The 11484-nt window shown below is 70.9% G+C and carries 11 protein-coding genes; 6 read left to right on the plus strand and 5 right to left on the minus strand.

The window, feature by feature from the left end:
- Positions 1–175: 175 nt before the first annotated feature.
- Both OG624_RS41585 and OG624_RS41590 read right to left on the minus strand, forming a co-directional pair.
- Positions 176–790 (minus strand): ScbR family autoregulator-binding transcription factor, encoded by a 615-nt coding sequence (locus OG624_RS41585; RefSeq protein WP_033220292.1) that lies wholly within the window; start codon positions 788–790, stop codon positions 176–178.
- 115 nt (positions 791–905) lie between these two features.
- The gene (locus OG624_RS41590; RefSeq protein ID WP_033220297.1) at positions 906–1721 is read right to left on the minus strand and encodes an AfsR/SARP family transcriptional regulator; all 816 of its coding nucleotides are present in this window, start codon (positions 1719–1721) and stop codon (positions 906–908) included.
- A gap of 446 nt (positions 1722–2167) precedes the next feature.
- On the opposite strand from OG624_RS41590, the gene OG624_RS41595 reads away from it, so the two are divergent.
- Together OG624_RS41595 and OG624_RS41600 are read left to right on the plus strand one after the other, a co-directional pair.
- Complete coding sequence (locus OG624_RS41595; protein WP_033220299.1) at positions 2168–3775, plus strand: ABC-F family ATP-binding cassette domain-containing protein; 1608 nt, start codon at positions 2168–2170, stop codon at positions 3773–3775.
- Between the two features lie 183 nt (positions 3776–3958).
- Positions 3959–4732: an SDR family NAD(P)-dependent oxidoreductase gene (locus tag OG624_RS41600; protein WP_033220301.1), complete on the plus strand. Its 774-nt coding sequence runs from the start codon at positions 3959–3961 to the stop codon at positions 4730–4732.
- A 2-nt stretch (positions 4733–4734) separates the two neighbouring features.
- On the opposite strand, the gene OG624_RS41605 is transcribed toward OG624_RS41600, so the two are convergent.
- Entirely contained in the window at positions 4735–5799 is a 1065-nt protein-coding gene (locus OG624_RS41605) for an NAD-dependent epimerase/dehydratase family protein (protein WP_063734093.1), read from the minus strand.
- Entirely contained in the window at positions 5796–6680 is an 885-nt protein-coding gene (locus tag OG624_RS41610) for a ScbA/BarX family gamma-butyrolactone biosynthesis protein (protein WP_033220480.1), read from the minus strand. The genes OG624_RS41605 and OG624_RS41610 overlap by 4 nt, the downstream gene beginning before the upstream one ends.
- A gap of 258 nt (positions 6681–6938) precedes the next feature.
- On the opposite strand from OG624_RS41610, the gene OG624_RS41615 reads away from it, so the two are divergent.
- The 4 genes from OG624_RS41615 (at position 6939) to OG624_RS41630 (ending at position 11226) form a co-directional block, all read left to right on the plus strand.
- Positions 6939–7637, plus strand: coding sequence for a ScbR family autoregulator-binding transcription factor (locus tag OG624_RS41615; RefSeq protein ID WP_051763258.1), 699 nt, complete (start codon positions 6939–6941; stop codon positions 7635–7637).
- Positions 7638–8018: 381 nt separating this feature from the next.
- A complete protein-coding gene (locus OG624_RS41620) occupies positions 8019–8669 on the plus strand; it encodes a ScbR family autoregulator-binding transcription factor (protein WP_051763259.1) in 651 nt (216 codons plus the stop codon).
- A gap of 160 nt (positions 8670–8829) precedes the next feature.
- Positions 8830–10380 (plus strand): MFS transporter, encoded by a 1551-nt coding sequence (locus tag OG624_RS41625; protein WP_051763260.1) that lies wholly within the window; start codon positions 8830–8832, stop codon positions 10378–10380.
- Positions 10381–10470: 90 nt separating this feature from the next.
- Positions 10471–11226, plus strand: a complete 756-nt coding sequence (locus OG624_RS41630; protein ID WP_033220308.1) for a TetR/AcrR family transcriptional regulator — start codon at positions 10471–10473, stop codon at positions 11224–11226.
- 30 nt (positions 11227–11256) lie between these two features.
- Here OG624_RS41630 and OG624_RS41635 read toward each other — a convergent pair whose 3' ends face one another.
- On the minus strand, positions 11257–11442 hold the full coding sequence (locus OG624_RS41635) for a tautomerase family protein (RefSeq protein ID WP_033220310.1): 186 nt from the start codon (positions 11440–11442) through the stop codon (positions 11257–11259).
- Between the last annotated feature and the right edge of the window lie 42 nt (positions 11443–11484).

The raw sequence follows: 11484 nt of genomic DNA on the forward strand, positions 1-11484 counted from the left end.
GGTACAAGGGAATTCTGGTGGCGCACCGGGTTCTGAACCATCGCTCGCGGTGAGGAATTCGCGGGTGGTCCCGAAGGACCATCCGCACGATCTCCCCCCGCCCCCGCTCCCCCGAAATGAGGACCGGCCGGGACCTGCTCCCTCGAAAGGACCAGATGCGGGAGGGGAACCCCTCTCAGCGGGGAGTCGTCCGATAGTCGGTCCGTCCGGACGGCCCGACCAGGCCGGGCAGAGCGAGGTCCCACAGGGCAGCGACCCGGGCGGTGAGTTCCTCGTCCGACATGTCGGTGGCAGCGAGCAGTTCGATGCCGGCCACCGCCGCGGCGAGCAGCGTCTGCGGTCCCGCGCGGTCGGCGCCGTTGCGCAGTTCCCCGGCCGCACCGGCCCGGTCGAGCAGCGACCAGGCGGTGGTCATCCACGCCTCGGTGAAGCCGCCGCCGACCGCCTCCCCGCCGCGCAGTTCCCTGCTGAGGCGGAAGTTGGCGCGCAGCGCGGCTTCCTCGCGCAGCCCCCGGGCCAGCCAGTGGGTGAAGTCGATCAGGGTCTGCAGCGGTGAGCTGCTGCCGGCGGCGAGCCGGTCGACCGACTGGGCGAGCAGGGTGCAGCCGTGCTCCTCCACGGCGTGGGCCAGTTCGCCCTTGGAGGCGAAGTGGAAGTACAGGGCCCCCTTGGTGACCCGTGCCGCACCGGTGATCTCCCCCAGGGTCGCGTTCACGTACCCCTTGCGGTCGAACAGTTCCGCTGCAGCGGTCACCAGCCTCCGACAGGTGATCACCGATCTCTGCTGCATCACAATTTTCCCTTCTCATGGTTGTGGATCCGATCCGTTTCCCCCGGTCAGGGATCCGGCCTGTTTCCTTCGGTCCGGGATCCGGGATCCCGTTCCCTTCGGGGACCGGATCCGCTCAACCGGTGGGGGCGAGTTGCCCCCAGGCCGGTTCGACGGCCTCCCGCTCCGGGCCGGACGCGAGCATCGAGTGCTGGAGGCGGCGCAGGGCCGGTGAGGGCTCCAGGCCCAGGTCGCGAACGAGCGTCGTACGCAGCCGCTGGTAGGCGGCGAGTGCCTCTGCGCGCCGGCCCGAGCGGTGGAGCGCGATCATCAGCTGACGGTGCAGCGACTCGTGCATGCGGTGACGGGACGCCAGAACGGTCAGCTCGCCGACCAGTTCTCGGTGCCGGCCGAGCCGCAGATCGGCCTCGATCCGCTGGTCGAGGGCGCACAGCCGGGCCTCCTCGAGGCGGCGGATCTCCATCTCGAGCAGCGCGCCGGTGCGTATGCCCGCGAAGGCCGGCCCCTGCCACAGGGCAAGCGCGTCGTGCAGGCGGCGGGAGGCGGCGGCGAAGTCCTCCTGGGCCATGGCCCGGTAGCCGGATGCGGCCCGGCGCTCGAACTCGTGGGTGTCGATGGCGCCGCCTCTGGTGTCCAGGCGGTAGCCGTCGGGTTCGGTGACGAGGACCCGCTTGGCGTCGTGCGCGTCGCCGGCGAGCCGCAGTGCCTGGCCGATCAGTTCGCGGAGCTGGAGGATGTAGGTCTGGAGGGTGTTGCGGGCCGATCGCGGGGGCCGGCCTTCCCACAGTTCCTCGATCAGAAGCGGCACCGGCACCGTCCGGTCCGCGTGCATCGCCAGGACGGCGAGCAGTTGGCGCGGCTTGGGGGCGGTCAGAGCCACGGGCGCCCCGCCCTCTCGTACGGTCAGCGATCCCAGCACGTCGATGTCCACGCTGTCTCCCTGTTCTTCTGCCCAGCATGGGGGCCCTGGGGCCGACGAGTGCGCCGCCCCCACAATGAAAACAGACTATACGGTTTGTGAGTCAGAGACCAGTCGGTCTGTTTTAGAGTGGCGTCCGGGACGCCGGGGCCACACGCGACTCCAACCGCCGCCCGTCGGGACGCCAGTTGACGGTGCGTCCGAATGATGGAGCGCCCGGATGCCGATAGGTATACGCTGTAGAAGAACTGCTGCCGTCCATAGGAGAAGGCCGTTGCTCTTCTGAAGTCATGTGGTGCCCGCGCCCCCGTAGGGGTGGTGCGTGCAGCGCTCCCGTACGGCGAGCCGCTTGCGGCCCGCCACCAGACGATCCGTCACCCGCATGCCGCGGGGCCGACGGCATCCGACCGTGACCGCCGTCCCGCAGCCCCGGGACAGACATGACTTCAGGAGGACCCATGACCTTGACCAACACATCCGTCGTCTGCGCCGACCTCTCCTTCGCCTGGCCCGACGGGACCCCGGTGTTCACCGACTTCTCCCTGGTCGTGGGCACCGGCCGGACCGGGCTGATCGGCGTCAACGGCTCGGGCAAATCCACCCTGCTCCGGTTGATGGCCGGAGCGCTCACGCCGAGCGGCGGCTCGGTCAAGGTGACCGGCGAACTCGGCTACCTGCCGCAGAACGTCGCGCTGGAGCCGGAGGTCCGCGTCGAGCAGGCGCTGGGCATCGCGGAGATCCGCGCTGCCATCGACGCGATCGAGGGCGGCGACACCTCCGAGGAGCTCTACACCGTGATCGGTGACAACTGGGACGTCGAGGAGCGCGCCCGGGCGACGCTGGACAAGCTGGGGCTGACGCACGTGACGCTGGACCGCCGGATCGGCGAACTGTCCGGCGGGGAGTCAGTCATGCTCTGCCTGGCGGCCCAGTTCCTGCTCCGCCCCGATGTCCTGCTGCTCGACGAGCCGACCAACAACCTCGACCTGGAGGCACGCCGCCGGCTGTACGAGGCGGTCGGCTCCTGGAAGGGCTCGATCGTGATCGTCAGCCACGACCGGGAACTGCTCGACCTGGTCGACCAGATCGCCGACCTGCGCAGCGGCGAAGTGCGCTGGTACGGAGGCAACTTCAGCGACTACGAGGAGGCCCTGGCCGTGGAGCAGGAGGCGGCCGAGCGCATGGTGCGCGTGGCCGAGTCCGACGTCCACCGCCAGAAGCGGGAGCTGGCCGACGCACGGATCAAGCTGGACCGCCGCGTCCGCTACGGCAACAAGATGTACGAGACCAAGCGCGAGCCCAAGGTCGTGATGAAGGAGCGCAAGCGGCAGGCCCAAGTAGCCGCGGGCAAGCACCGCAACATGCACCTGGAGCGGCTGGAGGAGGCCAAGGAGCGGCTGACCGAGGCCGAGGAGGCGGTGCGCGACGACCGGGAGATCCGGGTCGACCTGCCCGAGACCTCGGTACCTGCGGGCCGCACCGTCCTCACCCTGCGCGACGTCGAGCTCCGCTTCGGCAGCCGGGCCCACTTCGAGGTGCGGGGGCCGGAGCGGATCGCCCTGGTGGGACGCAACGGGGCGGGCAAGAGCACGCTGCTGCGCACCGTCGTCGGGGAGATCCCGCCGGTGGCGGGCGAGGTGAAGGCCGCCGTCCCGATGCGCTATCTCCCGCAGCGGCTCGACCTGCTCGACGAGGAGCTGACGGTGGCGCAGAATGTCGGCCGGTTCGCTCCCGGCGCCACCGACAACGTCATCCGCTCCCGCCTGGCCCGCTTCCTCTTCCGCGGCCGGAAAGCGGACCAACTGGTCGGTACTCTATCGGGTGGCGAGCGGTTCCGGGCGACGCTGGCGGCGCTGCTGCTGGCCGACCCCGCGCCGCAGCTGCTGATGCTCGACGAGCCGACCAACAACCTGGACCTGGCGAGCGTGCAGCAGCTCACGCAGGCCCTGCAGTCCTACCAGGGCGCGCTCATCGTGGTCAGCCACGACCTGGCGTTCCTGCGGGACCTCCAGATCACCCGGTGGATCCGGGTCGACGGCGGGACGGCGGACATCGATCCGATGTGATCGGTGCCGCCGCCCGCATCCGCCGGCACCCGGCCTCACCCTGACCCCCGGGGGCGAAGCCGGGTGCCGGTCTTTTCCGGCGGGCGGGTGGTGGCGGGCGTGGTTCCCGCCGCAGCGGGCCGGGAACCACGCCCGCCACCACCCGCCCGCCGGAGCGTGATCATCGGATGAAAGACTCCGGAAATGACTGATCGACAAGGGCTTCTGACAGACAGGATCGCACTGATAACGGGAGCCAGCAGCGGCATCGGCGCCGCCGCAGCGCGGGTGTTCGCCAGGGAGGGCGCGGCGGTGGTGGTCACCGCCCGCCGCGAGGAGCGGCTGGCCGGGCTGGTGGACGAGTTGCGGGCGCAGGGCGCCCGAGCCGCATACGTGGTCGCCGACGTGACCCGGTCCGAGGACGCGGTACGTGCCGTCGAGTTCACGGTGGAACGTTTCGGCAGGCTCGATGCCGCGTTCAACAACGCCGGCCACGGGGCCGGCCGCACACCGCTGCACCTGATGGACGACCGCGTCTACGACGACATCATGGACACCAACGTGCGCGGGGTGTTCAACTGCCTGCGCCCGGAGATCGCGGCGATGCTCGCATCCGGAGCAGGCGGTTCGATCGTCAACACCAGCAGCACCGGCGGCTTGGTCGCCACTCCGGTCGCCGCGCCGTACGTGGTGTCCAAGCACGCGGTGCTCGGTCTGACCAAGGCGGCTGCCGCCGAGTACGGCGCCCACGGCATTCGGGTCAACGCGATAGCCCCCGGCACGACCCGCAGCGAGATGGTGGCGGACTGGTTCGCGCAGAACCCGGATGCCGAGGAGCTGCTGCACCGGGCCACGCCGCAGCCCCGTACCGCCGAACCCCAGGAGATCGCCGAGGCCGCTGCGTGGCTGTGCAGCGAGCGGGCGTCCTTCGTCACCGGGTCGACCCTGGTGGTCGACGGCGGGTTCACCATCCTCTGATTTCACGATCCGCCGGAGGACCGCCCGGATTCCGGCATGCCCGTCCGGCCCGGCCGGCCTGCGGTGTCCGTCGCGAGGTGTTCGCGGTACCACGAGGCGTGGCGGGCGAGGCTCTCCTCGAACGTGCCCCCGGCCGGGCAGCCGGTCTCGCGCCAGAGCCGGGAGCTGGCGAACCAGTGGTCGGTGGTCAGCATGGCGAGGTGGTGCAGCAGGACCGGGTGCTCGGCGAGGAGGCGACGGGCCCCACCGGCTTCGATGTCGCCGGTGCCCGCGGGCAGGCCGAGCAGGCGTACCAGTGCGTCGAAGATGCGGGCGCAGCCGACCGGTTCGGGGTGGTTGGCGTGCCAGACGCCGCAGGTGTCCTGGGGGGCGACGGCGACGGCGATCACCGCACGGGCGAGGTCGTCGACGTCGACCACCGACATCCGGGCCCGCCAGCCGTCGACGGAGGCCGCGAGCCGCTGGTGGAGGCGGACCAGACCCGGGACCACCCAGCGGTCGCCGGCCCCGATGACCAGGTGCGGGCGCAGCACCGTCCCGCCGGCCGCGAGCACGAGCCTCTCGGCGGCGGCACGGGTCCGGCTGGTGGGCGATTGCGGCACGACGGGGAGGTGCTCGGGTCCGGCGTTCCGGAACACCCCCCGGCCGTACACGGAGGCGGTGCCGACCTGGACGAAGCGGCGGACTCCGGCCCGTTCAGCCTCGGCCAGCAGTGCCCGGGTGCCCTCCTCGTTGACCGCCCGGGCCGAGTGCTCCGGGCCGCCGACCCGCGCCGCGCAGTGGAGCACGATGTCGATGCCGTCGCACACGCCGTACAGGCTTGCCGAGTCGGTGAGGTCGGCGTGGACGTACCGGACCGCGGGGTCCTTTTCGGCGGGGCCGGTGGAGCGTCCCGCCACGACGAGGCGGGCGCCCGGGAGCGTACGGGCGGCGGCGGCGACCCTGCCGCCGATGAAACCGGTCGATCCGGTGACCAGGATCCGCCGGTCGGCCGGGGGGCCGTACGGCGCGGCCCCGGCTGTCGACAGCCGCTCGGGGGCGGGTGCGACGGGGACCGGGCGGCTCACTCGGCTGCGCCTCGGGTCCCGATCAGGCAGCTGAAGACGGTGGTGTCGTCCTGGTGGCCGGTGACGCGGACCTGCCGGTCGCCGTTGTCGGCCGCGGGCAGCGGCTCCGCCTGTATCCAGCAGGGCCTGTCGAGCTCCGCGTACCGGCTGAACTCGGAGCGCATCGTGGTCGGCAGGAACGGCCGGGACGGGTCGATGGCCTGGGCGGCCTGGCGGGCGGACTCCATCAGCACCATGCCGGGAACGTGGTCGACAGGGTGGTCGAAGAGCACGGGATGCTGTTCGTCCACCCGCAGCTGCCACTCCAGCGGACGCTCGGTGGCGGACAGGACGACGTCCGTGGTGAGGAAGCGGCCGACCGACGCGGGGGCGAGCGGCTGCGGCAGGGGCCGCACGCCCGTGGCACCGACCCGGTCACCGCGCAGCCGCTGGTAGACGGCGGGGCTGGTGCAGTCGAAGGCGGCGCCGCCGGTGGCGATCACCTGGCCGCCGCAGTAGAGGGTGACCTCGTAGCGCATGCCCGCCAGGCGGCGGCCGCGGCGGCGGATGTCGGAACAGATGACGTCCAGTTCCAGGTCGGCCGGGGCGGCACCGACGCCCGCCTGCTCGGGCCTGACGCTGTGGTGAAGGTCCCACATCAGGAACTGGTCCCCGAACGAGACCCCGAACTCCGCGTGGGAGAGAAGGGTACCGACCTGTCGGATGGTTTCGGAGGCCAGCAGCGGGTCGTAGCAGCCGTTCACCGGGGTGAAGTAGCTGTGCGCCCTGGGCCACTGCGCCGTCAGGGCGAATCGGTTCTCCGCGGTCCGGCTCCATCCCGTCAGAAACACTTCGGCGACCGCCGCCCGGTGGACCAGCTCCCGCGGAACCGTGCTGGTCATGGCCGATGCGCGGGCCGGTCGGCCGGTCTGGAACGCCGTTCGCCGGGCCGGGACGGCCACAGGCAGGGTTTCGTTTTCAACCAACACAACAGACATGGAATCCCCCATAGAAACCGATCTCGCGGGAACGGGCGCCTCCCCGTCTCCCCCGCCGATAAGATACATACCAACCGGTTCTTTTGATAGCCGGATGTTGATCTATCTAGGCTGACTGGCCGGGTCGCCCGACAGCGGCGGATGCATGACAGGAGAAGCCCTATGGCAGTGCGACACGAACGGGTGGCAGTGCGACAGGAACGGGCCGTCCGCACGCGGCAGGCGATCGTGCGGGCAGCCGCCTCGGTCTTCGACGAGTACGGGTTCGAGGCCGCCACAGTGGCAGAGATCCTCTCGCGGGCCTCGGTCACCAAGGGCGCGATGTACTTCCACTTCGCTTCCAAGGAAGAGCTGGCCCGCGGCGTGCTGGCCGAGCAGACCCTGCACGTGGCGGTGCCGGAATCCGGCTCCAAGGCGCAGGAACTGGTAGACCTCACCATGCTGGTCGCCCACGGCATGCTGCACGATCCGATCCTGCGGGCGGGCACGCGGCTCGCGCTGGACCAGGGGGCGGTGGACTTCTCCGACGCCAACCCGTTCGGCGAGTGGGGCGACATCTGCGCCCAGCTCCTGGCGGAGGCACAGGAACGGGGGGAGGTGCTTCCGCACGTGAACCCGAAAAAGACCGGCGACTTCATCGTCGGCTGCTTCACCGGGCTCCAGGCGGTCTCCCGGGTCACCTCCGACCGCCAGGACCTCGGCCACCGGATCTCGGTGATGTGGAACCACGTGCTGCCCAGCATCGTGCCGGCGTCCATGCTGACCTGGATCGAAACCGGCGAGGAGCGGATCGGGAAGGTCGCGGCGGCGGCCGAGGCCGCCGAGGCTGCGGAGGCCTCCGAGGCCGCCTCCGACGAGTAGGAGCACCGACTTCAGGACATGCCGGGCACCCAGGGGGTGCCCGGCATGTTTGCTTCCGCCGCCCCACCCGCCCGCGAACGGGCCGCCGGGCAACGGGGCAGCAAGAACTTCGGCCAAAAACAAGGCAACCGGTCTGGTTTGACTTGGCAATCGGGTCTGACGGTTTGTATCGTGATGCCGCAGCGCCGCAACTCGCACCGGGCGCCCGTTCGGTGTCACGTGCGGGCAGCAGCCGCCTCCCCTCCAGCCGGGGGCTCGGTCGCCCCTGCGCGCGGCCTTGACCTGCCCGCATCCGAACCACGCCCGCCGGCAGCACACGAGACGTTCAGCAAACCGAGCGGTTCGCTTGCCTCAGCCAAACGGTGCACGTCAGGAGTTGCCTTGACACCCAAACAGGAACGCGCCTTCCGCACCCGCACCCAGCTGGTGCTCTCGGCGGCCGAGGCCTTCGATCGGCAGGGTTTCGCGACGGCCTCGCTCACCGCCATCAGCAACAGCGCCGGTGTCAGTAACGGGGCCCTGCACTTCCACTTCGAGAGCAAGGAAGCGCTCGCCGCCGCCGTCGAAGCGGAGGCGGCCGAGCGGATGCGGACGATCGTCGACGGAGCGGCCCGGAGGGGCGCTTCCGCGCTCCAGGCCCTGGTCGACACCAGTCACGCCGTCATGCTCCGGCTGCGCCAGGACGTGGTGGTGCGCGCCGGGTTCCGGCTCAGCGGCGATGCGGCCCGACAGGCCACTCACGACCTCCCGGAGCACTGGCGCCAGAGTGTCGTGCGGCTGCTGGAGCGGGCCGGCCGGGACGGCTCGCTGACCTCGGCCGTGACGCCCTCGGACGTCGCCGGGGTCGTGACGGCCACCGTCCTCGGATTCGGCGTGCTGGCGAGGTTCGACTCCGCCTGGCTGGCCTCCGGATCCCTCTCCGGGTTCTGGAAGCTGATGCTCCCCATGATCGCGGCCGGTCCGGTCGAGCGCGGCGAACTGGACTGCCGGCCCGCCGTGCCGGCCGACGTCCGGCGCGCGCCCGCCGTCTGAGCACCGGCCCTCGCTCCTGCCGTCCCACCGGACGGCTCCTGTCCGTGTCCGGGTCGCACGTCACGCGCCCCGGGCAGGCTTCACCCGCATGTCACTTGTACATCGTATAACTCTCATATACGTTGTAGAACAGTTCCTCACTCACTCCTGGGAGGTCTCCTTGCAAGACACACAGATCACGGCGGCGCCTGTACCGGCCCGCAACCCCAGGCGCTGGGTGATCCTCGGCGTCATCTGCCTCGCCCAACTCGTCGTCCTCCTGGACAACACGGTCCTGAACCTCGCGATCCCCGCGCTCACCGAGGACCTGGGCGCGAGCACGACGGACATCCAGTGGATGATCAACGCCTATGCGTTGGTCCAGTCCGGCCTGCTGCTCACCGCCGGAAGCCTCAGCGACCGGTACGGCCGCAAGAAGGCGCTGATCACGGGTCTGGTCGCATTCGGCCTGTGCTCGACGGCCGCGGCCTTCAGCGCGTCGTCCGGCCAGCTGATCGCCGCCCGTGCGGGCATGGGCATCGGCGGCGCCCTGCTCATGACCACCACCCTCGCGGTGATCATGCAGGTGTTCGACGGCGAGGAACTGCCGAAGGCGATCGGTATGTGGGGTGCCGTCAGCTCGCTCGGCTTCGCCGGCGGCCCCCTGGTGGGCGGCGTTCTGCTGGCCCACTTCTGGTGGGGCTCGATCTTCCTGATCAACATCCCGGTGGCCCTGATCGGCGGGCTGGCCGTCGCCAAGCTCGTCCCGGAGAGCAAGAACCCGCTGGGCAAGCGCCCGGACCTGGTCGGCGCCGTACTTTCCACGGTCGGCATGGTCGGCGTGGTCTTCGCGATCATCTCCGGCCCTGAGCACGGCTGGACGTCCGTCAGCGTGCTGGTATCGGCCCTGGTCGGCCTGGCAAGCCTCACCGCCTTCGTCCGCTGGGAGTTGCACGTCCCGGCGCCGATGCTCGACATGAGCTTCTTCCGCAACCGGCGCTTCAACGGCGCCGTGGCCGGCGGCATCCTCGTCGCGTTCGGCATGGCGGGCTCGCTGTTCCTGCTCACGCAGCACCTGCAGCTCGTCCTGAACTACAGCCCGTTGGAAGCCGGCCTGCGCATGGCTCCGCTCGCCTTGACCATCGTCGGACTCAACCTGGCGGGTGTCGGCGCGAAGGTGCTGCCGAAGCTCGGTGCCGCCGGGACCATCACCTCCGGCATGACCCTGCTCGCCGGCGGGCTCGCGGCCGTGGCCACCGTCGGCGGCAGCCTCGGCTACAGCGGCATGCTGGTCGGCCTGGTGCTCATGGGCTCCGGCATCGCCCTGGCGATGCCGGCGATGGCCAACGCCATCATGGGCTCCATCCCGCCGGAGAAGGCCGGTGTAGGAGCGGGCGTCCAGGGAACGATCACCGAATTCGGCGGCGGCCTCGGCGTCGCGGTCCTCGGTGCCGTGCTGAACTCCCGCTTCGCGGCGCTGCTCCCGGCCACCGTGGGGGCCGGCACGGCCGGGTCGCTGCACGAGGCGCTCGCCGCCGACCCCTCAGAGGACGTGCAGGAACAGGTCCGGGACGCGTTCGCTTCCGGGGTCGGCACCAGCCAGCTGATCGGCGCCGCGGCAGTGTTCGCGGGCGGCCTGCTGGCCGGCCTGCTGCTCCACCGCGCGGCGCGTGCCGAGGCCGCCGCGGCGGAGACCTCCGCGGTCCCCGCCGGGGACCAGGCTGCCGCCTGATCCCCACGCGGCCGGGTGCGAGCACGCTCGCACCCGGCCGCGTACCTTTGTACAGCCCGTAGCCGAAGGACGACCCCAGGGAGGACGAACGTGGCCGCCAAGCGCGCCTCGCAACCGAGAAGCAGCGTGTGGCTCACTCCGGAGCCGACGACCCGCGGCCGCCGGGGTCCCGAACGCGGTTCGGGAGCGGGCAGCCTGGACCGGGAAAGGATCGTCGCCGCCGCGGTGCGACTGCTCGACGAACAGGGCGACGCGAAGTTCACGATGCGCGTGCTGGCCACGGAACTGGGGGTCACCCCCATGTCGGTCTACTGGTACATCGCGAACAAGGACGACCTGATGGAGCTGGCCCTCGACGCCGTGGCGGCGGAGATAAAGCTCCCCGACCCGGCGGCCGGCCTGGACTGGCGGGAGGACCTGCGTGCGCTGGCGCTCTCCTGGCGGCGCACCATGGTCTCCCACCCGTGGGCCATCCGCTCGTACGCCGAGTACCTCAACATCGGCCCGCACAGCATGCGGTTCTCCGCCTGCGCCCAGGCGGTCGTCGCCCGGTCGCCGCTGCCCGAGGCCGAACGACCCGCCGCGCTGTCGGCCGTGTTCCAGTACGTGTACGGCTTCACCTCGATGGAGAGCCGCTGGCTGGAGTACGGCAAGGAAGTGGGCCGTACGGCCGACGAGTTCCTGGAGGAGGTCGCCGGCAGCATCGCGCAGGCCCCCGAGATCGAGGCCGGCGGCGGACTGATGGAACGCCGCGCCGGACGCAGCCTCGACGAGATGCGCGACAGCGACTTCGACCGCGCCCTCGACTGGCTGATCGCCGGCATGTGTGCGGGCCTGTCGGACTGAGTCCGACAGGCCCGCACGGGTGAGAGCCGGTCAGCTGCCGGTGACACCGCCGATCCCCCAGCGGCGCGGCTCGACGCCCGTCAGCGCCACCCAGGTCTGCGGCCGGATGGACTCGTCGAAGACGTCCACCACGGCCTGGGTGATCCGCTCGACGAGCTCGCGCTCGGTCCGCTCGTCCAGGCGGCGCTCGTAGATCTTCACGTCGATGTAGGGCACGTCAGGAGCCTTTCTCGGGTCCGTTTCGGGTCTGGTCCGTGA

It is taken from the genome of Streptomyces virginiae, from assembly GCF_041432505.1.
GTDB classification, from domain to species: domain Bacteria; phylum Actinomycetota; class Actinomycetes; order Streptomycetales; family Streptomycetaceae; genus Streptomyces; species Streptomyces virginiae_A.